A 20,911-nucleotide genomic window follows, 5' to 3' on the forward strand; every position below is an offset into this window, starting at 1 on the left:
AGCCGCCCATCCCACAGGAGATCCCCATGCCCGCTGCATTGCTCCTGAAATGGGTGAAGGTCGAGGCTTGCGAGCGGGCTGCGCTGTTGCTGGGGTTCGCGTTTCACTTTTGCGTGCTGGCCAGTTATTACCTGGTGCGTCCGCTTCGCGATGCGCTGGGGCTGGAGGGTGGTTCCGATAAGCTGCAATGGCTGTTCACGGCCACATTCGTGGTCATGCTGGTGACGGTGCCGCTCTTCGGGGCGCTGGTCTCGCGATTGCCTGCCACGCGTTTCGTACCGCTGGTCTATCGGTTGATCGCAATTTCCATGCTGCTGTTCGGCGTGCTGATTGCCAATCACGTCGCACCGGTGGCGGTGGGACGGGCGTTTTTTGTCTGGATCAGCATCTACAACCTGTTCATTGTTTCGATCTTCTGGAGTGTGCTGGTCGACCGCTTTTCCAGCGAGCAAGGTAGACGTCTGTTCGGCTTCATCGCCGCCGGAGGCACGTTGGGGACCTTTATCGGCCCGTTGCTGGCGGCGACCATGGCGACTTATTTCGGCCCGCTGGCCTTGAGTATTGGCGCGGCCTTGCTGCTTGAAGGGGCGGTGCTGTGCTATCGCGCGTTGTTGAACAGAACCCAGGCCCAAGGCAAGGCTCCGGTTAGTGAAGAGCGTCGGCTGGGTGGAGCGGTCATGGCGGGTGTGAGCCTGATCGCGCGTTCACCCTATCTGCTTGGAATGGTGTTGTTCATGTTGCTGCATACCAGTGCGGCAACCCTGCTGTACTTCGAGCAGGGGCGAATCGTCGCCGACAGCTACGGTGATGTAAGCAGTCGCACCCGATTCTTCGCATGGGTCGATCTGACGGTTTCGACACTGACGCTGCTGTTTCAGCTGCTGCTCACAGCGCCTTTGATCCGTTGGGTCGGCGTGGGTGGAGCGTTGCTGGCGTTGCCGCTGGCCACGGTGGTGGCATTCACTGCCATGGCATTATCGCCGGTGCCGACCACCGTCGCGCTGGCTCAAGGATTACGTCGCGCTGTGGAATACGCCGTGGTTCGCCCCGCCCGGGAGGTGCTCTGGACGGTGGTCAGCCGCGAAGAAAAGTACAAGGCCAAGAACGTTATCGATACGCTGGTGTACCGGGGCGGTGACGCCGCCAGTGGCTGGCTGTCGGTCGGCCTGACCGCGATGGGCGCGGGCTTCGGCCTGCTGGCGCTGTTGGTCATGCCGTTTGCCGCCGTGTGGGCATGGGTGTCGCTGTGGCTGGCCCGCAGGCAGGCGCTGCTGGCTCGGTCCAGGTCACTCACGAACGCAGAATCAGAACAGGATAGATAAGGAGAACGTCATGACGCCACCCCATCACCTGACCCGTAGGCGACTGCTGACGCTGGCAGCGGGAGTCACCGCCGCGATGGTATTCGATACGGCCGCAGGCGACGAAAAAACACCGACGCTGCCGTCGCCGTCCGCACCTGCATCACGCCCCCCGAAATCGAGCCCCGGAGCCAAGACCATGCTGACCCGAGCGATTCCTTCCAGTAACGAGCCCTTGCCTGTGGTGGGCCTGGGCACTTACCGCGGTTTTGATGTGGCGACATCCAGCTCCGCCTACAAGCAACTGCGTGCAGTGCTGGATGCGTTGTTCGCCGCCGGTGGCAGTGTGGTGGACAGCTCCCCGATGTACGGCCGCGCTGAGCAGTCCACAGGGGAGTTGCTGTCGATCCATGAACCACGCTCACCCGCGTTTCTGGCCACCAAAGTGTGGACCCGAGGGCGCAAGGAGGGCATTGAGCAGATGGAAGCTTCGTTCAAACTGCTACAAACCGACAGAGTCGACCTGATGCAGATTCATAATCTGCTGGACTGGAAGACCCATCTGCCGACGTTGCGAGCATGGAAGGAGCAGGGCCGTATTCGCTACGTCGGCATCAGTCATTACACCGCTTCGGCTTATGCGGACGTAGAGGCCGTGCTCAAGAGTGAACCGCTGGATTTTCTGCAGATCAACTACGCACTTGACGATCGCGAAGCCGAGAAGCGGATTCTGCCGTTGTGTCGGGAGCGCGGCGTGGCGGTCATCTGCAACCGGCCGTTTGGCGGTGGAGGCTTATTAGCGCGGCTCAAGGACAAGCCTCTGCCGGGCTGGGCTGCGCAGGTGGAGGTCAACAGCTGGCCGCAACTGGCGCTGAAGTTTCTGCTGGCCAACCCGGCCGTGACGTGCGTGATTCCAGGCACGGGCAACCCGCGTTACATGGCTGAGAATGTCGGCGCCGGATTTGGCCCGACACTGACCGATGCGCAGCGTCAGCAGTTGATTGCGCTGGTCGGCTGATCGCAAGGGTGTTCGCGACACTACGCCACGAACACCTTGCACTACCGCTTACAGAATCCGATACAGCAGACGCTCTACCCGGACACGACTGACGCGGCGCAGAAACTTGCGCACGCCTTCGGGGTAGCTGGCCAATGTGTCCAGCTCATCGTATTGGCTGACGCGCTGGGTGTTGCGCATCAGGTGGGCGATCTCGGCTTCTCGCGGTGCGATCCACTGACCTTGCGGATCGTCGATCAACAGGCCGTTTTCGAGATCAAGATTGAACGCACGGGGGTTGAGATTATTACCGGTCAACAGGGTGTAGCGCTGATCCACCCAGATCCCTTTCAAGTGGAAGGTGTTGTCGCCGTGCTTCCACAGATGGACGTTCAAACGATGCTGGGCGATGGCCTTGCGATGCTTCTGGGTGAAGCGCCTGAGGCTGATCTCATACAGATAGGGCAGGGCAGAGATCACCTTGAACGGCTCGTCCGGGTGGATGAAGAAGTCATTGGCGGTCTTGTCGCCAATGATGATGTCGACGTTCACCCCACGCTTGAGCGCGCGATTGATCTCGCGGGTCACTGCCACCGGCAGATTGAAGTAGGGCGTGCAGATCGTCAGCTGGATCTTGCTCGACGCGATCAGGTCGCAAATGGTGCGGTTCAGGCCGTTGCGCGGGCCCACACCCAATAGCGGCACGACGCGCATCTCGCCGTTCTCTTTCTCGCCCGCCGAGGTGTCATAGGCCGCTCGCTTGAGGTTGCTGCGAAAGGCGCGAATCTCGCCGCGCAGGCTGCGTGAGCTGGGGGGCGATTGCAGGTCGAGTCGATGCACGGCCGGGGAGGGCAGGATTTCGCGCTGCACCATGTCCACGAAGCTGTCCGCCAGCGGTGCGCTCTGGATCAGGTGATAGCGGTCAAGCCGGTATTTGTCGAGCTTGTGCAGGTAGACGTTGTTGATGCTCGCGCCGCTGTAGATCACGCAGTCGTCGATCACGCTGCCCTTGAGATGCAGCACACCGAACAATTCACGCGTCTGAACAGGCACGCCGAAGATCGGGACTTCCTGGTCATACTCCAGGTTCTGCGCCTGATACCAGGTCGAGTTGCCCGGCTGGCGTCCGGCACCGATCAGGCCACGCTGCGCGCGAAACCAGTCCACCAGCACCACCACATCCAGCTCGGGACGTGCAGTTTTGGCCGCATAAAGGGCATCGAGGATTTCCTGGCCCGCTTCATCCTGCTGCAGATACAGCGCGATGATGTAGATGCGGCGAGTCGCCGAAGCGATTCTTTCTAGCAGGCAACGCCGATAGTCGGCAGCAGAGGGGACGATGGATATTGCATCGCTCGGCAAGTCAAAGCCGCGGAGCGCCGCCAGGGTCGAGCGTCGGAAGTTGGACTGCATAGGCCTCTCGATGGGATAACCAACAGCGCATGAGCTTACACCAGAGCACGCATCAGGTCGCCGCCAGTGTCCTGTTTCAGGTTGTGAGCATGCGTTTCAAGGCATTTCCTGCCCGGAATGATTCGAGAGTATGACCCGGGTCGTGAGCATGACCTGACTCACCGGCCGACTGCATCACATGACGCAGCCGGTCGGTTGATCAACGCATCAGTAGCCGTTGCGCTTGAGGATCGCGTCGATGCTTTCCTTGGATGGACGTCCGTAGAATTTCAACAACTCGGCCGTGCGGTTGGTGAAGAAGCCATCCGCGCCGTCCTGGCTGATGCGCTTGAAGTCGGCCGCGTCATCCACGGTGTACGGATGAATGACCATGCCTTTTTCGTGGGTCAGGTTGTTCATCCAGGGTTTGACCAGGTCCATGTAGCTCTGGTCGCCACCCTTGGCCAGTTGTGACGACGGACCGGTGCCGATGGCACCATGCGCCTTGGCCCAGTTGATCCAGCGCTCGAACTCTTCCGGCGACTTGACCTCTTGGGCTGCGTAGTAGCTGGCCTTGTCCTTGAAGCCTGAATCGGCGAACGCTACGTCAGACTTGGGCTCGATAGAACCTTTGCCGATCCACAGCAGCATCACTTTCGGCACCTTCGGCATTTCTTTCTGAAGCAGTTCCAGGCTCTGCTTTTCGAATGTCTGCAACACCACACGGCCCGGCATGTGCGCGACGTTCACATGCCCCGGCGCTGCGGCGGGGCGCTGAGCGAGCCAGCCGCGCTTGGCGAGGACTTTCTTCAGGTCGGCTTCGACCCCCGGAAATTGCGACGGCATCTTGGTTTCGATGTACAGCCCCGGCTTGTTTGCGCCGCCTTCGGCAATATCGATCACTTCATCCAGCGTCAGGATCTGCAGGCCGGCATAGCCCTCGCGGGCACGGTCCGGATAGGCCTTGTTGAACCACGTACCGGCATCCAGTTGCTTGAGTTCGTCCAGGGTGAAGGTGCTGACCGGGTCCTTGGCGCGTTTCGGAAAAACCTCGGCGATATTGGTGGTGCGCTCCAGCACGTCGTCATGCAAGGCGATCAGCACACCATCCTTGGTGCGCTGGATATCCATTTCCAGATAGTCCGCGCCCAGGTCGCGCGCCAGGGTGTAGGCGGGAATGGTTTCTTCCGGCGCATCGAACGAAGCGCCCCGATGGGCTACCACGGCAGGCCACGGCAGGCCCAGTTTCTCGCTCAACACTTTGCCCGGCGCATCCGCTGCCGACGCCGCGCCCGAAGACAGCATCACACCCGCCATGGCGGTCGCGACCAGCAGTCGAGCCAGCGGAGTCTTGGTGAACCGGGAGGTGGAAAATCCTTGCATGGGCTGATGATTCCTTGAATTGAGAAAGCGTTTGATCGCCTCGCACTGTTAGACGAAGGCGCCTCCTGAAGCATTAACAACATCGCCTTCGATACGGCAAGTGGGGTGTCGTTCCCTGTTGCGTGATGTCGCGCTGAGTGTCGCTGGCAGCACAAGTCGATGGCGCAATGCCATGCTGGCGTTATGCTCAGTGGGCTTGCGCACAGTCTGTCCGCCGAATGAGACGACTGTATGAACGCCGGTGCGGCATTCGGCAACTGCCTCTGCCAAAGCGCGCTTGCTCGGGTTACTGTCATTGTTTTGATCATCGAGCAGGAGTGGGCATGACAACGGTTTTGGTGCTGGTCGAAAATCTGAACACCTATTTGCCGATTCTGGAAAGCAGCGGCTTCGAGCTGATTCGCGCGCCCACCGCCGGGCTGCGCGCCGAAGCGATTGCCACGCATGGGCACACCATCGACGCTGTGGTGACGCGCGGGCCGCTGGGATTGTTCGCCGAAGAGATGGATGCGCTGCCCAATCTGCGCATCATTTGCGTCAGTGGCGCAGGCTTTGAGAAAGTCGACCTGTCAGCGGCCGAAGCCCGTGGCATTACCGTGACTAACGGGGCTGGCGTTAACGCGCCCACCGTGGCCGATCATGCGCTGGCATTGTTGCTGTCGCTGGTGCGGGACATTCCGCAGGCCGATGCCTCGGTGCGCCGCAGCGAGTGGCGCAAGGTCGTGCGCCCGTCGCTGGCGGGCAAGCGTCTTGGCATCATCGGACTCGGCGCAGTCGGGCTGGCAATTGCCCGGCGCGCTGCAGCGTTTGATGTCGGCATTGCCTATCACAACCGCAAGCCGCGTCCCGACTGCGACTACACCTGGCATGCCTCTGCTCAGTCATTGGCCGAGGCCTCGGACTTTCTGGTCATCGCCACACCGGGCGGCAGCAGCACACACCATTTGGTCGATGCCTCGGTGCTTGCCGCACTGGGCGCTGATGGTTTTCTGGTGAACATTGCTCGCGCCAGCGTCGTGGACACCGACGCGCTGGTCACTGCACTGCAACAGGAGCGGATTGCCGGGGCCGCGCTGGATGTGTTCGACGACGAGCCTGATGTCCCCGATGTGTTCAAGACACTTGGCAATGTTGTGCTCACGCCTCATGTCGGCGGGCTTTCGCCTGAAGCGTCGAAAGACAGCGTACAGATGGTCAACGACAACCTGCTGGCGTTCTTCGCTGGCAAGCCGGTACTGACGCCTGTTCACAGTTAAGAGCGCTTGCGTGGCTGCATGGATAACTTGCCTGATCGCCCATTCTGCTTGCGTGGATGCCTGTTTATAGTCCTGGCCATAGCGCATGACACTCACAAGGGAGCAAAGCATGGACGTAGTGGGCGTGAAGGGCGAGGTGGTGCGAATCGGTCTGGTAGGGGATTTCAACACGCAGTTCGCTGCGCATCAGGCGATACCTCAAGCCTTGCAGATGGCAGGTGAGGCGTTGCGGCTAAAGGTCGACGCTGAGTGGTTACCGACGGCAAGTATCGGAAATGGCGATTGTCTGGCGCAATTCGATGGTGTGTGGTGCGTACCAGGCAGTCCTTATCAGGACATGCAGGGCGCCATGACGGCGATTCGCCTGGCGCGCGAGCTGCGCATTCCGTTTCTGGGGACCTGTGGCGGGTTTCAGCATGCGTTGCTGGAGTTCGTGCGCACTGTTCTGGGCTGGAGCGATGCCGAGCACGGGGAGTCTGCCCCGGACTCGCCGAACGTCATCATCGCGCCCCTGAGTTGTTCACTGGTCGATGCGCTGTCCTCTATCCATCTGGTTCCGGATACCTTGATCGCCAAGGCCTATGGCCAACTGGATATCGAAGAGCGTTATCACTGCCGTTACGGCTTGCTGCATGAGCTGGAGTCGCGGGTGTTCGGCGATGCAATGAACGTCACGGGTCGAGGACCTGAGGGCGAGGTGCGCAGCATGGAACTGCAAGGGCATCCTTTTTTCGTCGCCACGCTGTTTCAGCCTGAGCGAGCGGCGCTGCTGGGCAAGACGCCAGCGCTGGTCAAGGCGTTCGTTCAGGCGTGCGGCGGTGACGCACGATGATCGCCTCGCGTTTCCCCACGCCTTATTACGCCGTGGTCTTCACGTCACTGCGCAGCGTCGATGATGGACAGGACTACGCTGCAGCCGCGCAGCGGATGATTGAGCTGGCCTGCCAGCAGCCGGGTTTTCTCGGTGTGGAGTCGGCACGTGATGAAAGCGGTCTGGGCATTACCGTCTCGTACTGGGCTGACCAGGCCGCGATCAAGGCCTGGAAGCATCACGCCGAGCATGCCGAAGTCAGAGAGCGGGGGCGTGAGCGCTGGTATCAGGCGTTTACGACGCGGGTCTGCAAGGTCGAGCGCGACTACTCGTTTTGATCACGGGCGATTCTGAGATCGGGCAGTGCCAGCAAAGGCGTTGAAGCCGTGAATGCGACCCAAGGTGCTGTTTCAATTTGCGGGGATATGCCAGCATTGGGCTCTTAACACGGGAGCCCTTATGAATCACGACCTTACTCCGAACGGCACCCTGCGCATTCCGGAAGGCCTGAACATTCCCGCGCAAGTGATTTGCCACGCCACCAGCCTGCGCAGGGCGAGCCGACGCATCTGCCAGTTGTACGACGCGGTGATGGCGCCATGTGGCTTGCGCTCCACGCAACGTTCGATCCTGATGCAGATCGCTCGCAATCAGGCACCGACCATGACCGAACTGGCGACGATTCTGGTCATCGATCGTTCGGCGCTGGCGCAGAATCTAAAGCCACTGGAGCGTGAAGGGCTGGTGTCGGTGGATGTCGACCCTGACGACAAACGCAGCCGTCTGGTGCGCCTGACTCCGGCGGGCATCGAAAAACTGCTGGAGTCCCAGGCGCTCTGGGAGCAGGCCCAGCGCTGTTATGAAACCGCGCTGGGGCCTGAACTGGCCTTGGAGCTGCGCACCTTGCTGGCGAAGGTTGCAGCGGCCGACTATGGCGAAGATTCGGTCTGAATCAACGTTGCTGCTGTCAGGGCATGACCGGTGGCGTGTAAGTCAGTGTCGTACCCAGCGCCCACAGCAGGAACAACACCAGCGGCGCGTGGACCAGCAACTGGACGAACGAAAAACCGATCAGATCGCGCGCCTTTAATCCCAGCACGCCCAGCAATGGCAGCATGTAGAACGGGTTGATCAGGTTGGGCAGGGCTTCGGCAGCGTTATAGATCTGTACCGCCCAGCCCAGGTGGTACTGCAGTTCGTTGGCGACCTGCATCACGTAAGGCGCTTCGATGATCCATTTGCCGCCGCCCGACGGGATGAAGAAGCCGAGCACGGCCGAGTACACGCCCATCAATACCGCATAGGTGTCGTGCGAGGCGATGCTGGTGAAGAACGTCGAAATGTAATGCGCCAGGGTTTGCGCGTCGCCACCCTTGACCGTGGTCAGCAGCGCGGCAATCGAGCCATAGAGCGGAAACTGGATCAGCACGCCGGTGGTGGTCGGTACAGCGCGGGCCACGGCATCCAGGAAACTGCGTGGCCGCCAATGCAACAGTGCGCCCAGCATGATGAACAGGAAGTTGTAGGTGTTCAGTCCGGAAATCGCGGTGATCGCCGGTTTGGTCGAAAACTCGTTGAACAGCCAGCCCGCACCCAGCAGCACCATCAGGATGATCAGCAGTGGGCTGTATTCCAGCCATTCGCCAGGACGCGAGCGGGCAGGCAGCGGTGGCAGGTTGAAGGCCGGGTCCACGCCACAGGCCTTGGCATCGCGGGCGCTGTTGGGGCCAGGCGCTGTGGCGTAGGCAACGATCAGCGAAATGACGACAAGCGCCGCGAGCATCACACCGGACTGCCAGAGGAAGATGGTTTCAGTGAAGGGGATGACGCCCGTGATCGCCAGGATCGACGGTGGCAGGCTGGCCGGGTTGGCCTGCAATTGCGCCGCCGATGACGACAGCCCTAACGCCCAGACGGCACCCAGCCCCAGATAGGCGGCTGCACCGGCGGCTCGATAATCCATGCGCAGATCGGTACGGCGGGCGAGGGCACGTACCAGCAACCCCCCGAATACCAGCGACAGTCCCCAGTTGAGCAGGGACGCGAGCATGGAAATCAAGGCCACCCAGGCCACTGCCGAACGACCGTTACGCGGGATGCGCGCCAGTCGGTCGATCAGCCTGACAGCAGGTGGCGAGCTGGCCACCACATAGCCGCCGATCACCACGAAGGCCATTTGCATGGTGAATGGAATCAGGCTCCAGAAGCCGTCACCGAAGGCCTTGGCGGCCTCGGCAGGTCTTGCGCCGATGGCCAGCGTTGCTACGGTCACGATCACCACTGCCAGGGCGGCGAAGACCCATGAGTCGGGGAACCAGCGTTCAGCCCATGCGGCGCAGCGCAGGGCAAATCGGGCGGAGCGGCTTTCTTCGAGGTTGGCGGCCATCTGGGCGTCCTGTTGTCATTATTATGGGGTGCACGTGTGCGGGAGTTTCCGGCGCTTCTCGTGACAAGCACCGGATTGTGGAAAGCGGCTTGCCAGCGATGACGTCAATTCAGTCGCAGCGATAGCGCCTGAAAAAACGTATCGCCGGCAAGCCGCCTCCCACTGGAGATCGCGCTTATTCAGCTAGTTACATTTTTGTCTGAAGAGCAGTCGCTTAAATCAGGTTTCCGTCAGGTTGCTGGATCAAAACGTCATCTCGACCACATCGTCCGGCACGATCAGCTTGCCAGCGGTCTTGGCGATGATTTCTTCAACGCTGACCCCTGGCGCACGTTCGCGCAGGATGAACGCGCCGTCTTCGATTTCAAGATAGGCCAGATCGGTCAATACCTTGCGGATGCAGCCCGCGCCGGTGAGCGGCAGGCTGCAGCGGGGCAGCAGTTTGGATTCGCCGTCCTTGGACGCATGGGTCATGGTCACGATGATGTTATCCGCGCCTGCCACCAGGTCCATTGCGCCGCCCATGCCCTTGACCAGCTTGCCGGGAATCATCCACGAGGCGATGTTGCCCTCGACGTCAACCTCGAATGCGCCCAGGACCGTGAGGTCCACATGGCCGCCACGGATCATGGCGAAGGATTCGGCCGAAGAGAAAATCGACGCACCAACACGCGCGGTGACGGTTTGTTTGCCGGCGTTGATCATGTCGGCGTCGATGGTTTCTTCCGTCGGAAACTCACCCATGCCCAGCAGGCCGTTTTCCGATTGCAGCATGACGTCGATGTCACGGGGGACATAGTTGGCGACCAGCGTCGGAATGCCGATCCCCAGATTCACGTAGTAGCCGTCCTTGAGTTCGCGGGCGACGCGTTGAGCCATTTGTTCGCGGGAAAGTGCCATGGTCTGAAATCTCTTTGTTGTTGTGTGCCGATTCCTGCTGCGTGGAGCGCCATCGTCCTCAGGATTTTCTGAGGGTGCGCTGCTCGATGCGTTTTTCGAAAGTGCCCTGGATCACACGGTCGACATAAATGCCGGGCGTGTGGATCTGGGTCGGCAACAGCACGCCGGGTTCGACGATTTCCTCGACCTCCACCACGGTGATCCGGCCGGCAGTGGCGACCACCGGGTTGAAGTTCTGCGCGGTATGACGATAGATGACATTGCCGAAGTGGTCGGCCTTCCAGCCTTTGATCAGCGCGAAGTCACCGGTGATGGCTTCTTCGAGAATCACATTGCGGCCATTGAATTGACGGGTTTCCTTGCCCTCAGCCACGGGGGTGCCGTAACCGGTGGCGGTATAGAACGCCGGAATCCCTGCGCCACCAGCACGAAGTTTTTCAGCCAGGGTGCCTTGCGGGGTCAGTTCGACCTCCAGCTCGCCGCTCAGCAACTGACGTTCGAACAGCGCGTTTTCGCCCACATAGGAAGAAATCATTTTCCGAATCTGGCGGTCTTCGAGCAGGATGCCCAGGCCAAAGCCATCGACGCCGCAGTTATTTGAGACCACCGTCAGGCCCTTGATGCCCATGCGCTTGATCTGCGCAATCAGGTTTTCCGGGATGCCGCACAGGCCAAAGCCGCCGCACAGCACGGTCATGTTGTCGGTCAGCCCGGCGAGGGCCTCTTCGTAAGTCGCCACTCGCTTGTCGAGTCCAGCCATGATGATCCGCCTTTTATAGTTGTGACCGGCACGTGCTGCCGGAGGATCGCGTTGACAGTATCTTCTCTCGGCGTCAGTGATTTGTTAATTTTGTTTTTCTGATCGATTGATAAGAAATATAAATATATGAACGTGAAACAGCTTCGCGCGTTTCTGGCCGTGGCGCAGTACCTGAGTTTCGCTCAGGCCGGTGAGCGACTGCATGTGTCGCAACCGGCATTGAGCCTGACGATCAAGAGTCTTGAGGAAGACCTGGGCGGCCAGTTGCTGACGCGCACTACGCGTAACGTCAGCCTGACGCCAGAAGGTGAGACGCTGCTGCCGCTGGCGCGCCAGTTGCTGGCGGATTGGGACAACACTGAAGAATTGCTGCGTCAGCGTTTCACCCTGCAGATGGGGCGGGTGTCCATTGCCGCCATGCCGTCGTTCGCAGGTAATCTGTTGCCGGGGGCGTTGAAGACTTTTCGGGGTCGCTACCCTCGGGTCAACGTGGCGGTACACGACGTGGTCAATGAGCAGGTGCTGGAGATGGTGCGCCACCGCCGCGTCGAACTGGGCATAGGTTTTGAGCCGGAATCCAGCAATGCGCTGTCGTTCACACCCTTCTACATGGACCAATTCGTCGCGGTGGTCTGCGCTGAATCACCGCTGGCGGGGCGCACCGAGGTGTCCTGGGCCGAGCTGCTGCAGGAGGATTTCATCGCGCTACAACGTCCATCCGCCGTGCGTTTGCTGCTGGAACACGCCATCGAGTCACAGCATGGCAAGTTATCGGTGGCGTTCGAAAGTCATCAGCTGTCGACCATCGGGCGTATGGTCGCCAATGGCCTGGGTGTAAGCGCGGTGCCGTCGCTGTGCATTGCGCAGATGCAGGAGCTGGGCGCGCATTGCGTGCCATTGACAGGACCGCGTATCGAACGGCGCATCGGTTTGATGATGCTGGCCGATCACAAGCTGTCGGCAGCGGCCCAGGCGCTGCGCGAGGTGCTGATCGAGCATGCCCGTGAACAGCGGATCTAAAGGGCGCGTGAAAGTCGATAGCCACTATCACGGCGGTTGATTTCTGCCGCGACAGAGCGGGGCGTAACCTTGCTTCATTCCCGAAATGAAGCCAGCCTGGAGGCCCCTCATGAACCGCATACTCGCCCTCGCTCTTGTCCTGTCATTCACCGTCGCACTGGTCTCCGGCTGCTCCACGCATCACGCCGTCGAGCTGCGGCCTTACTCGGCTGAAGAGAGCCATCAACTGGCGCTGGAAGACCTGAATCGTCGTGGTCTGTCCTTCGAGGAATATCAGGCCCGCAAGGCGCAATTACTGGCGGACCCGCAGATTCAGCAGGCTCGCGAGTTCGACAGCCAGGGTGAGATCAGCGTCGATCGTGGTGCGCTGACTCAGAACCCTCAGGGTTAACAGTCAGTGTCGGTCAACGCTTTTCCTGAAACTGTACGGTAAGAAACTTCGCTTAACTGTCCATGTGTTTCCTGTCCGCCCTTCGATAGGGTGAGTGCCTGACTCACAGACACCTGGACCGCGTCATGTCATTTTCTCTGGATCTATTACTGGCCTTTGCGCTATTTGCGTTCGTCACCTCGGTGACCCCCGGCCCCAACAACATGATGTTGCTGGCTTCGGGCGTCAACTTCGGTTTCGGCCGCACGCTGCCGCACATGCTGGGCATCAGCATCGGCTTTTTCGTCCTGGTGCTGGCGGTGGGGTTTGGTCTGGGCAGCGTGTTCAAGGCCTGGCCGATGCTCTACACGCTTTTGCGTTATGTGGGCGCAGCCTATTTGCTGTACCTGGCCTGGAAAATCGCCACGTCCGGCCCGGCATCGGATTCGACCGAAAGCCGCGGCGAGCCCATGAGTTTCATGGGCGCTGCACTGTTTCAGTGGGTCAACCCCAAAGCCTGGATCATGGCCATTGGCGCAATCAGCACCTACACGCCGATGCAGGGTTACTTCACCAACGTGATCATCATCTCGGGTGTATTCGCCCTGATCAATCTGCCAAGCGTGGGCATCTGGGCCGGATTCGGCAGCCTGCTGCGCAATGTCTTACGAGATCCGGTGGGGCTGCGAATCTTCAACGGCGTGATGGCAGCCTTGCTGGTCGCGTCGCTGTATCCGCTGATCGTCGAGCATTAAGCCTGCTTTCGTGGGAGGTACCGCCCCGTCTAAGACGCCTCGCTGTCGCGCAGCAAACTTCCCGGGAGCGGACCGGGCGACGTTCGGCTTGTCCGCGAATACTGTGTTTCAGTCGCTGAATATTCATCGGATGTACCTGCCTCTTCGCGGACAAGTCCGCTCCCACAAAATCATGTTTCGTCAGTGGGTTACACGTTGTTTGATAGAAGGCGGCTTGCCAGCGATTCGTTACAACGCCAACTGCAAATGCCCACCCGCTGCCTTGTGACGCGCCTGCAACCGGTGTTGCAGGCTCAGGTAAAAATGCTCAAGCCCTTCATGCAGGCGCTCGGTGAGGATGTCGTCCAGCGTGCCGCCTTCTTCGTTGTCGCTGTAACTGATCTGCGTATCGATGGCGAAGACCCCGTGCAGCACTTCCTGAGATTTGAGCGCTGACAGTACGGGCTTCAAGGCGTAATCCACCGCCAGCATATGGGCGATGCTGCCGCCGGTTGCCAGTGGCAGCACGACCTTGCCGTGCAGGGCGCGTTCGGGCAAAAGATCCAGCAGAATTTTCAGTGCGCCGGAAAACGAGGCCTTGTAGACCGGCGTGCCGATCAACAGACCGTCCGCCTGCCGGACTGCCTCGATAAATTCCAGCACTTGGGGGCTGTCGAATTTCGCGAACAGCAAATCTTCAGCATTGAAGTCGCGAATGCGCAACGTGGTGACGCCGACGCCATGACGTTGCAGCCATTGGCCAGCATGAGCCAGCACGACACCTGAACGGGATTTGGGAGAGGGACTGCCTGAAAGTGACACAACGAGCATGCGGGAATTCCTTGCGATAAGCGTACAGCGGTAAAGCAGCTTGTGTGCCAGACCGGCGTGCCTTTGCGTGGGCCCCTTGAATACGGGGGTCAAAGCCCTGTTCCCACGAAAGCAGCGATCGCACTCGCTGCTGATAAGCCGGGCAAGTGTTGAATGGCTGTTGCGCCAGCAACACTCCGAGTGCCGAAACGCAGGCAAAAAAATCCCCGCAACCGAAGTTGCAGGGAGGAGGTGTGGCGATGAGCCTGATCAGTTGCTGAAGGCAGCGCCGGTCTGGACGACGCTGGCCGAACCCAGCAACTGGCTGATGAACCGGCTCCAACGGGTGATGTTGGCCGGGCCGACGAACACCACGTCCTGCGCTTTGAGTTCGAATTGACCTGCCAGCAGGTAGGCGGTGGGCTTCTTGGCGTTCAGGTGGTAGACCGTGGACGGCGCGTCGGCGAAGTTCTCTGCGCCGCGAATCACATACACCGCGTCGCCATCGGCGCTGTCCGGGCTGAGGCCGCCTGCATTGCCCAGGGCTTCAAGCAGCGTCACGCTGGTGGTAGCGAACGAAATCACCTGCGGGTTACGCACCTCGCCCAGCACGTAGATCTTGTTCTTGGAGCTGCTGTTGAGGTGCAAATAGTCGCCGTCCTTGAGAAAGATCCGGCTCAGTTGCGAGCCTTTGCGGTTGAGCGAATCGATGTCGATCAGGTAGTCGCGGCCGTCGCGTCGCAGGGTCAGGCCGGCCAGATTGGCATCGGTCAGATCAATGCCGGCCACGCTGATCGCCTGCACAAGGCTCAACGGAATGTTGGTGATCGATTGCGGCCCAGGGGTTTTGAAGGCACCGGACAACAGCACGCGCTGGTTGTTGTAGCGCAACACTTTCACGTCCACCTTGACCTCGGTGTATTGCGGCGCAAGGCCCATGCGCAGTTGTTCGCGGATCTGGCTGACGGTCTTGCCGCCCGCGCGAATTCGACCGACATAGGGGAAAAACAACGTGCCGTCGCTCAGTACTTCCCGGGTGTTGGCGTCCAGTTGATCCTGCGAACCGGGCGCTGTCAGTTCAGGGTGTTCGAAGACCGTCACCAGTAACGTGTCGCCAGGCCCGACGATGTACTCCGGTGTCTTGTAGTTCAGTAGTTCGGCCGGCAATCCGTTGGTATCAGCGGCAATGCGCTGCTGTTGTTGCTGCAAACTTTTGGGGCTGATGTCGACCAGTTGCGCTTTGGGTTCGTCCGGGTCGCTGGTGGTGATATCGCCAGGTGTCATGTGTTGGCCGGGGGCGAATACGCACCCTTGCAGGATCAGAGAGGAGAGCAGCAAGACAGCCAGGCTTCGATTCATGGGTGTGTTCCTTCGTGACGGTGCACCTTGCACCTGAATGATGTCGTTACGTCCATTTCCACTACCGGCAGCAGCACCGGTCCACGTCGTGATTGTTTTTAGTGCGCGCACATACCTCCCTCCGGGCCAAGGCTGCCGGAGCCGTCGTTTAGTCAATGGAATGGTCAGAAGGCGTTCTTGTTTAAGAAGCCCTTGAACAGCGTCAGCAGAATGATTTTGAGATCCAGCCAGATCGACCAGTGCTCGATGTATTCCAGGTCGAACTCGACCCGTTTGCGCATCTTGTCCAGCGTGTCGGTTTCACCGCGCCAGCCGTTGATCTGTGCCCAGCCGGTGATGCCCGGCTTGACCTTGTGACGCAACATGTAGCCGCTGACCTGTTTGCGATACTGCTCGTTGTGGGCCACGGCATGCGGGCGCGGGCCGACGATGGACATGTCGCCGCGCAGCACGTTGAAAAACTGTGGCAGTTCATCCAGAGAGGTGCGGCGCATGAACGCGCCCAGCGGCGTGATGCGTGTATCGTTGCGCGTGGCCTGGCGCACCACATCGCCGTTTTCCTGCACGTTCATGCTGCGAAACTTCCAGACCATGATCGGCCGACCGTCCAGCCCGTAACGGCGCTGGCGAAACAGCACCGGGCCGGGTGACGTCAGTTTGATGGCCAGTGCGATGAGTAACAGCGGTAGCGCGATCAGCATCAGGATCAGGCTCGACAACAGGATGTCTTCTGCGCGTTTGACCAGGCTCCAGGCGCCGTCCATGGGCGAGTCGAAAATGCTGATGCTGGCCAGTCCGTTGATGCTTTCACTGCGCGCATGCAACAGCTCGAACATAAAGACGTCGGGTATCAGGTACACCGAGACCGTGGTGTCGCTCAGGCCGGTGATCAATTCACGCAGGTGCGGTTCGGCGCTGAACGCAAGCGTGATGTAGACCTTGTCGACCCGCCCTTCACGCGCGTCGTCGATCAGTTGCTCCAGATTGCCCAGCACCGGCAGCCTGCGCCTCTGACGCCCCAGCTGCATTTGTTGCGGATTCGAGTCGTAGAAGCCCAGTAGATTCAAGCCCATCCAGGGCGCGCTGGAAATTGACTGGGCCAGCCGCTCGCCGACCTGACCGGTGCCCACGATCGCCACGCGTCGTGTGTTGAAGCCATGACGGCGCAGGCTGTGTAAGAGCAGACGAATCAGCAGGCGATAACCGCACAGAATCGCCAGCACCAGTGCGAACCAGGTCATTTGCCCGTCATCGGGCAATTTGTCGCGGTTGAGCACCAGATAATCCACTGACAGCAGAATGATGAAGGTCAGCGCCCAGTAATTGAAGACCTTGGTCAGCTCGCGCAGGATTCGCTCGCCGCGCCAGGAGCCGTATAGCTGGTGGTACTCGCCGACCCAGTGAAAGACCAGCACAGCCAGAATGATATGCAGCCAGGCCTCGCTGCTTTCGGTCATTGCCAGTCGGCTTTGCCAGTAACCCATCAGGACGATGACCGCCAGATCCAACAGGCGATGGGCGACCGATAGCGCTGACTGATGGGCATGAAGAATGCCGCGAACGGAGGTGCGCATGACGGTGCTCGCTCAAACGGATTTGATGGGAACAACTCGGGATGGCAACTCGCTTACAAGGCTTTGCGAGGTCTGTGGCGTCCAGGGCTGCGAGGGCAGGCGCGACAGGTGTGCGGAGGCCAGGCGAGTCTCGACGAATGCTTTGATTTCCTGCTCGAAGCGTGCGACTGAGAAACGCTCGGCGTTGGCGCGGCACGCCTGTGCGGTGATCCGTGCCTGCGCGCTTTCGAATTCGTTGACCGCCGCCATCAGCGATTGCACGGTTTGCTGCGGATAAAACACCCCGGTTGGCTGCGGATGATCCAGCCCGCGAACCGTCTCCAGCACACCACCTTTGCCGAATGCAATGACCGGGGTGCCACAGGCCTGCGCCTCGACCGGGCTGATACCGAAGTCTTCTTCTGCAGCGAAGACGAAAGCCTTGGCCGCGCGCATGTGTTCACGCAGCACGGCCGCAGGCTGAAAGCCCATCAGCGTTATATTGGGCGCTCGACTGGCGATGGTCTGGGCTTTTATGAAGTCAGGGCCGTCGCCGATCATGATCAGGCGCTTGTCCGGCATGGCCGCGAAAGCCTCGACAATCATCGGCATGCGCTTGTAGGGCACCATGCGCGAGGCGGTGAAATAGAACGCCTGTCGGCTGCCTTGGGCGGTGAATCCTGTCGTGTCCACGGGGGGGTAGATGACCGTTGACTCACGTCGATAGGCCTTGTTAATACGCGCAGCGATAAACCCCGAATTGGCGATGAAGGCGTCGACGCCTGCTGCAGTGCGCTGATCCCACATGCGTACATAATGCAGGACCCACCGCGCCAGCGCGCCTTTGATTCCGGTATTCAGGCCCGCCTCGCGCAGGTACTGATGCTGCAGGTCCCAGGCGTAACGAATCGGTGAATGGATGTAGCTGACATGCAGTTGATCCGGGCCGCTGAGCACGCCTTTTGCCACGGCATGGCTGCTGCTGATAATCAGGTCATAAGCCGACAGGTCCAGTTGCTCGATGGCCAGTGGCATCAGGGGCAAGTAGCGCTGATAACGTTTTCGTGCGTTTGGCAGGTTCTGGATGAACGTGGTCGTGGCGACCTTGCCGTGCAGGTGCACACGGTCTTCATCGCTCAGAAAGTCGATCACGGCAAACAGGTCGGCCTCGGGCCAGATGTTGATCAGTGAAGCCAGCACACGCTCGGCACCGGCATAAGTCACCAGCCAGTCGTGGACAATCGCAATTCTCATGGAGATTCCTTGCAGTGTTCGCTCGCTCTACTGCAGGCGCGACAGGTCGCACCTTGACGTGGCTGTTGTTGAGTCAGGGTTTGCTTGAAGAGGATTCGGGGCTGATGCCTTGCTTGCCGGGCAGGGTGATTTCAGGTTCCAGCAGGGCGTCGATGCGCTGGGAAAGACGGTGTGCGGACACGTTCCAGCTGAAACGCCTCACGTTATTCAAGCCATGCATCCGCAGCGCCTGGCGCAGCGGAGCATCGACCAGCACGCGGTGCATCGCGGCTGCCATGTGGCCCACGTCCAGCGGGTCGAAGTACAACGCGCTGGCTTGCAGCACTTCTGGAATGGAGGCCGCATTGGCCGCCAGTACCGGACAGCCGCAGGCCTGGGCTTCGAGCGGTGGAATGCCAAAGCCTTCATAAAGCGAGGGGAAGACGAAGGCGATTGCGCCTTGATACTGCTCGATCAGTTCGGTGTCGCTCAGGCGCCCCAAAAAGCGGATGCGCGGATCCCGGCAGGCCAACCTTTGCAGGTTAGGGTCGGCAAATACGCCGGTGGTCGCACCTACGATGTGCAACTGCAGATCGTTGTGGTCGCGCAAGCTGAGAAAGGCCTGAATCAGTCGGTTGAAGTTCTTGTGCGCGGCGGGTGAAGAGACGGCCAGCAGGTATTTCGGTGTTTCAGCGTGCGGCGTGCGTGGTGTGAAGCTGTCGCTGACGGCGGCGGGCACGACCAGCACCTTGTTTTCCGCAAATCCGTAGAAGCTCGAAATTTCGCTTCTGGAGAAGCTGCTGCTGGTGACCAGTGTTTTGATACGTGACAGCAGGATCGGCGTAATGGTCCGGTAGGCCAGGCGAAACAGCCGGGTGTAGCTCTGTGGGAAGCGCACGTAATTGATGTCGTGATGCGTCGCGATCTGGTTGCGGTAGAGCATGGGGCCTGTGCTGCTGATCGACACCAGCAGCGGGTTTTTTTGACGCCGCAGGTACAGTGGCAAGTCGAGTTGTTCCCAGAGATGACCCTTGTTGTGACCGATGCATTGCACGTCCAGTGCTTTGGCACTTTCGTGCAGCCTGATGCCGTGGGGGGCGATGAATACCAGGTCGTTGCGCAGTTTTTTCAACGCCAGACACATCTGTTCCGCATAGCGCTGGACACCGCTGACGTCCTGGGTAAGAAACCGGGAATTGATAAAGATCATCTCAAGCATCCTGCAAGGTCATGGTGATATAGGGTGAAAGCGTGAGCCTTCAGAGGCCCTGAGGCCTGCGATTCCATTCTTATTGGGCGAACAGTGCAGGCTTGATGCCCAGACTGATGATTTTCGGAAATTCGTCGATCGAGATCTGTGCCGAGCAGCGGGCGTCGTTGCAGGTCCAGGGCGTATCCGTCTCGAACTGCCCTTTCTCCGGCTGCCCGCTGTCGATGATTTGCACGTTGCCGCGCTGCACGCTGCTGGCCTCGACATGGGTCAGACGTGGCACGCCGGTGGTCCAGGCGACCAGAATCTGCTCGGGCCCGCGGGAGAATCTGAGCAGGTACGTCGAGTCCGTTTCCTGGCTTCGCTCGGCGTCGTACTGGTACTCGATCAGTGTCTTGCTGATCGCTTTGAGGGTCTCGTAGGCAGGTTTGAGGCTCAGGTCTTTTCTGAGCAAGCCAAAGTTCTGTTGCGGATCGTGCGGGTCCGCACCGCTGTCCATCAGCCCATACCACCACACCCCTTTGATATCCGGCAGGGTTCTGGCGAGAAAGAAACTGCGCGCCAGAAACGCTGCCTGGGTTCGTTCGCTGACGCTGCATTTGCCCGAGCCGGTCGGCCAGCCCATCCCGGTGAGGTAAAGCGGAACCGGACGGGTTGCCAACGCTCGCAAGTCAGCGTCGATCCAGCGCAGCCAGGCAATCCAGCGTTCGGGCGTGTGGTGCTGCTCTTGCCGGCAATGCACGAAGGGGTGCAGCGACAGCCCGTCGACCTGATTGAGCAGGCCGTTCTGCACCAGTCGGTCGGCGAACCCAAGGTCCATGCCCAGACTGGTCACAGCACCGGCCAGAACCGTGACCGGCTGTTTCTGTCGACGGATGCGCGCAACGGTCTCTTCGATCAGGTTGCTGTAATCCTTGGCAGCCCAGGCGTCGATCGGGTTTTCGCGATCCCATTCGTTCCATATCTCATACAGATCGACATTGTCGGTCAGTTCCTGGGCGACGAAGCTGACATAGTTGCCGAAAGCCTGTCGGACCGCCGGGTGGCGAGGCTTGGCGTGATTTTCATAGAACGGGCTGCCGTAACCCAGCATCAGCAGAGGCCGCAGGCGATGCTTCTGCGCGCTGCGCAGGTAGGCATGCCAGGCCGGGTCGATCCGTAAAAAGCCACGCCTGGGTTCGACATGCGTCCAGTACGCACTGTCGCGAACCGAGTTGACGCCGGCACGCTCCAGCAAATCCAACGCGTTGGGTGCGGCATCCTCGTCGTTCATCAGTTGGGTGTCCACGCCGATGATGAAAGGGTCTTCGCCCCATGCCGCAAGGCTGGTCAGCAGACCCAGCAGAAAGACCGTCAGCCTTCGTCGCCGACGGGGTAAAGATGGCTTGGGCATGTGTTGTCTCAGTGCAGGGGCGTGATCCGATGAGTGTCACTGC

General features: G+C 60.1%; 20 protein-coding genes. 9 read left to right on the top strand and 11 right to left on the bottom strand.

What is annotated here, in order from left to right; all coding sequences use genetic code 11:
• The first annotated feature begins 26 nt into the window (after positions 1-26).
• Positions 27-1,322 carry an NTP/NDP exchange transporter gene (locus tag H8S56_RS13645; RefSeq protein WP_187518934.1) on the top strand — a complete coding sequence of 432 codons (1,296 nt, stop codon included), beginning with the start codon at positions 27-29 and terminating at the stop codon, positions 1,320-1,322.
• 178 nt (positions 1,323-1,500) lie between these two features.
• Positions 1,501-2,319 (top strand): aldo/keto reductase, encoded by an 819-nt coding sequence (locus H8S56_RS13650; protein WP_187518956.1) that lies wholly within the window; start codon positions 1,501-1,503, stop codon positions 2,317-2,319.
• Between the two features lie 48 nt (positions 2,320-2,367).
• Here the strand turns inward: H8S56_RS13650 and pssA are convergent, their stop codons facing one another.
• Positions 2,368-3,711, bottom strand: a complete 1,344-nt coding sequence (pssA, locus tag H8S56_RS13655; RefSeq protein ID WP_024695617.1) for a CDP-diacylglycerol--serine O-phosphatidyltransferase — start codon at positions 3,709-3,711, stop codon at positions 2,368-2,370.
• 207 nt (positions 3,712-3,918) lie between these two features.
• Positions 3,919-5,073: a glycerophosphodiester phosphodiesterase gene (locus H8S56_RS13660; protein ID WP_187518935.1), complete on the bottom strand. Its 1,155-nt coding sequence runs from the start codon at positions 5,071-5,073 to the stop codon at positions 3,919-3,921.
• Positions 5,074-5,396: 323 nt separating this feature from the next.
• On the opposite strand from H8S56_RS13660, the gene H8S56_RS13665 reads away from it, so the two are divergent.
• The 4 genes from H8S56_RS13665 to H8S56_RS13680 all read left to right on the top strand — a co-directional run bounded on the left by H8S56_RS13665 (position 5,397) and on the right by H8S56_RS13680 (position 8,091).
• Positions 5,397-6,329 carry a 2-hydroxyacid dehydrogenase gene (locus tag H8S56_RS13665; RefSeq protein ID WP_187518936.1) on the top strand — a complete coding sequence of 311 codons (933 nt, stop codon included), beginning with the start codon at positions 5,397-5,399 and terminating at the stop codon, positions 6,327-6,329.
• A gap of 109 nt (positions 6,330-6,438) precedes the next feature.
• A complete protein-coding gene (locus H8S56_RS13670; RefSeq protein WP_214654094.1) occupies positions 6,439-7,161 on the top strand; it encodes a CTP synthase C-terminal region-related (seleno)protein in 723 nt (240 codons plus the stop codon).
• Positions 7,158-7,478, top strand: a complete 321-nt coding sequence (locus H8S56_RS13675; protein WP_187518937.1) for an antibiotic biosynthesis monooxygenase family protein — start codon at positions 7,158-7,160, stop codon at positions 7,476-7,478. The genes H8S56_RS13670 and H8S56_RS13675 overlap by 4 nt, the downstream gene beginning before the upstream one ends.
• A gap of 121 nt (positions 7,479-7,599) precedes the next feature.
• Positions 7,600-8,091 (top strand): MarR family winged helix-turn-helix transcriptional regulator, encoded by a 492-nt coding sequence (locus H8S56_RS13680; RefSeq protein ID WP_024695622.1) that lies wholly within the window; start codon positions 7,600-7,602, stop codon positions 8,089-8,091.
• Positions 8,092-8,107: 16 nt separating this feature from the next.
• On the opposite strand, the gene H8S56_RS13685 is transcribed toward H8S56_RS13680, so the two are convergent.
• The 3 genes from H8S56_RS13685 to H8S56_RS13695 all read right to left on the bottom strand — a co-directional run bounded on the left by H8S56_RS13685 (position 8,108) and on the right by H8S56_RS13695 (position 11,186).
• Positions 8,108-9,526 carry a short-chain fatty acid transporter gene (locus H8S56_RS13685; protein ID WP_187518938.1) on the bottom strand — a complete coding sequence of 473 codons (1,419 nt, stop codon included), beginning with the start codon at positions 9,524-9,526 and terminating at the stop codon, positions 8,108-8,110.
• 243 nt (positions 9,527-9,769) lie between these two features.
• Positions 9,770-10,426 (bottom strand): CoA transferase subunit B, encoded by a 657-nt coding sequence (locus H8S56_RS13690; protein WP_024689222.1) that lies wholly within the window; start codon positions 10,424-10,426, stop codon positions 9,770-9,772.
• 58 nt (positions 10,427-10,484) lie between these two features.
• Entirely contained in the window at positions 10,485-11,186 is a 702-nt protein-coding gene (locus tag H8S56_RS13695) for a CoA transferase subunit A (protein WP_004887055.1), read from the bottom strand.
• Positions 11,187-11,312: 126 nt separating this feature from the next.
• Between H8S56_RS13695 and H8S56_RS13700 the strand changes: the two genes are divergently transcribed.
• The 3 genes from H8S56_RS13700 (at position 11,313) to H8S56_RS13710 (ending at position 13,331) form a co-directional block, all read left to right on the top strand.
• Positions 11,313-12,206: a LysR family transcriptional regulator gene (locus tag H8S56_RS13700; RefSeq protein WP_024689221.1), complete on the top strand. Its 894-nt coding sequence runs from the start codon at positions 11,313-11,315 to the stop codon at positions 12,204-12,206.
• 109 nt (positions 12,207-12,315) lie between these two features.
• Positions 12,316-12,597: a hypothetical protein gene (locus tag H8S56_RS13705; protein ID WP_073165555.1), complete on the top strand. Its 282-nt coding sequence runs from the start codon at positions 12,316-12,318 to the stop codon at positions 12,595-12,597.
• Between the two features lie 125 nt (positions 12,598-12,722).
• On the top strand, positions 12,723-13,331 hold the full coding sequence (locus H8S56_RS13710) for a LysE family translocator (protein ID WP_024694274.1): 609 nt from the start codon (positions 12,723-12,725) through the stop codon (positions 13,329-13,331).
• 228 nt (positions 13,332-13,559) lie between these two features.
• On the opposite strand, the gene ssuE is transcribed toward H8S56_RS13710, so the two are convergent.
• From ssuE to H8S56_RS13740, 6 genes are all read right to left on the bottom strand, one after another.
• Positions 13,560-14,141, bottom strand: coding sequence for an NADPH-dependent FMN reductase (ssuE, locus tag H8S56_RS13715; protein ID WP_187518939.1), 582 nt, complete (start codon positions 14,139-14,141; stop codon positions 13,560-13,562).
• A 249-nt stretch (positions 14,142-14,390) separates the two neighbouring features.
• Positions 14,391-15,479 carry a polysaccharide biosynthesis/export family protein gene (locus H8S56_RS13720; RefSeq protein ID WP_187518940.1) on the bottom strand — a complete coding sequence of 363 codons (1,089 nt, stop codon included), beginning with the start codon at positions 15,477-15,479 and terminating at the stop codon, positions 14,391-14,393.
• A gap of 164 nt (positions 15,480-15,643) precedes the next feature.
• Positions 15,644-17,053: an undecaprenyl-phosphate glucose phosphotransferase gene (locus H8S56_RS13725; protein WP_187518941.1), complete on the bottom strand. Its 1,410-nt coding sequence runs from the start codon at positions 17,051-17,053 to the stop codon at positions 15,644-15,646.
• A gap of 12 nt (positions 17,054-17,065) precedes the next feature.
• Entirely contained in the window at positions 17,066-18,286 is a 1,221-nt protein-coding gene (locus H8S56_RS13730) for a glycosyltransferase family 4 protein (protein ID WP_024696021.1), read from the bottom strand.
• A gap of 73 nt (positions 18,287-18,359) precedes the next feature.
• Positions 18,360-19,475 carry a glycosyltransferase family 4 protein gene (locus H8S56_RS13735; protein ID WP_024696022.1) on the bottom strand — a complete coding sequence of 372 codons (1,116 nt, stop codon included), beginning with the start codon at positions 19,473-19,475 and terminating at the stop codon, positions 18,360-18,362.
• A gap of 79 nt (positions 19,476-19,554) precedes the next feature.
• Entirely contained in the window at positions 19,555-20,868 is a 1,314-nt protein-coding gene (locus H8S56_RS13740) for a hypothetical protein (RefSeq protein ID WP_187518942.1), read from the bottom strand.
• Positions 20,869-20,911 lie beyond the last annotated feature (43 nt).

Source organism: Pseudomonas triticifolii (assembly GCF_014358015.1).
Classification (GTDB): Bacteria; Pseudomonadota; Gammaproteobacteria; order Pseudomonadales; family Pseudomonadaceae; genus Aquipseudomonas; species Aquipseudomonas triticifolii.

Coding starts and splice junctions, on each gene's coding strand:
- H8S56_RS13670 (WP_214654094.1), top strand. CDS start 6,439: ATGGACGTAGTGGGCGTGAAGGGCGAGGTGGTGCGAATCGGTCTGGTA.
- H8S56_RS13710 (WP_024694274.1), top strand. CDS start 12,723: ATGTCATTTTCTCTGGATCTATTACTGGCCTTTGCGCTATTTGCGTTC.
- H8S56_RS13730 (WP_024696021.1), bottom strand. CDS start 18,286: ATGAGAATTGCGATTGTCCACGACTGGCTGGTGACTTATGCCGGTGCC.
- H8S56_RS13660 (WP_187518935.1), bottom strand. CDS start 5,073: ATGCAAGGATTTTCCACCTCCCGGTTCACCAAGACTCCGCTGGCTCGA.
- H8S56_RS13740 (WP_187518942.1), bottom strand. CDS start 20,868: ATGCCCAAGCCATCTTTACCCCGTCGGCGACGAAGGCTGACGGTCTTT.
- H8S56_RS13725 (WP_187518941.1), bottom strand. CDS start 17,053: ATGCGCACCTCCGTTCGCGGCATTCTTCATGCCCATCAGTCAGCGCTA.
- ssuE (WP_187518939.1), bottom strand. CDS start 14,141: ATGCTCGTTGTGTCACTTTCAGGCAGTCCCTCTCCCAAATCCCGTTCA.
- H8S56_RS13665 (WP_187518936.1), top strand. CDS start 5,397: ATGACAACGGTTTTGGTGCTGGTCGAAAATCTGAACACCTATTTGCCG.
- H8S56_RS13700 (WP_024689221.1), top strand. CDS start 11,313: ATGAACGTGAAACAGCTTCGCGCGTTTCTGGCCGTGGCGCAGTACCTG.
- H8S56_RS13675 (WP_187518937.1), top strand. CDS start 7,158: ATGATCGCCTCGCGTTTCCCCACGCCTTATTACGCCGTGGTCTTCACG.
- H8S56_RS13695 (WP_004887055.1), bottom strand. CDS start 11,186: ATGGCTGGACTCGACAAGCGAGTGGCGACTTACGAAGAGGCCCTCGCC.
- pssA (WP_024695617.1), bottom strand. CDS start 3,711: ATGCAGTCCAACTTCCGACGCTCGACCCTGGCGGCGCTCCGCGGCTTT.
- H8S56_RS13650 (WP_187518956.1), top strand. CDS start 1,501: ATGCTGACCCGAGCGATTCCTTCCAGTAACGAGCCCTTGCCTGTGGTG.
- H8S56_RS13645 (WP_187518934.1), top strand. CDS start 27: ATGCCCGCTGCATTGCTCCTGAAATGGGTGAAGGTCGAGGCTTGCGAG.
- H8S56_RS13685 (WP_187518938.1), bottom strand. CDS start 9,526: ATGGCCGCCAACCTCGAAGAAAGCCGCTCCGCCCGATTTGCCCTGCGC.
- H8S56_RS13705 (WP_073165555.1), top strand. CDS start 12,316: ATGAACCGCATACTCGCCCTCGCTCTTGTCCTGTCATTCACCGTCGCA.
- H8S56_RS13720 (WP_187518940.1), bottom strand. CDS start 15,479: ATGAATCGAAGCCTGGCTGTCTTGCTGCTCTCCTCTCTGATCCTGCAA.
- H8S56_RS13690 (WP_024689222.1), bottom strand. CDS start 10,426: ATGGCACTTTCCCGCGAACAAATGGCTCAACGCGTCGCCCGCGAACTC.
- H8S56_RS13735 (WP_024696022.1), bottom strand. CDS start 19,475: ATGATCTTTATCAATTCCCGGTTTCTTACCCAGGACGTCAGCGGTGTC.
- H8S56_RS13680 (WP_024695622.1), top strand. CDS start 7,600: ATGAATCACGACCTTACTCCGAACGGCACCCTGCGCATTCCGGAAGGC.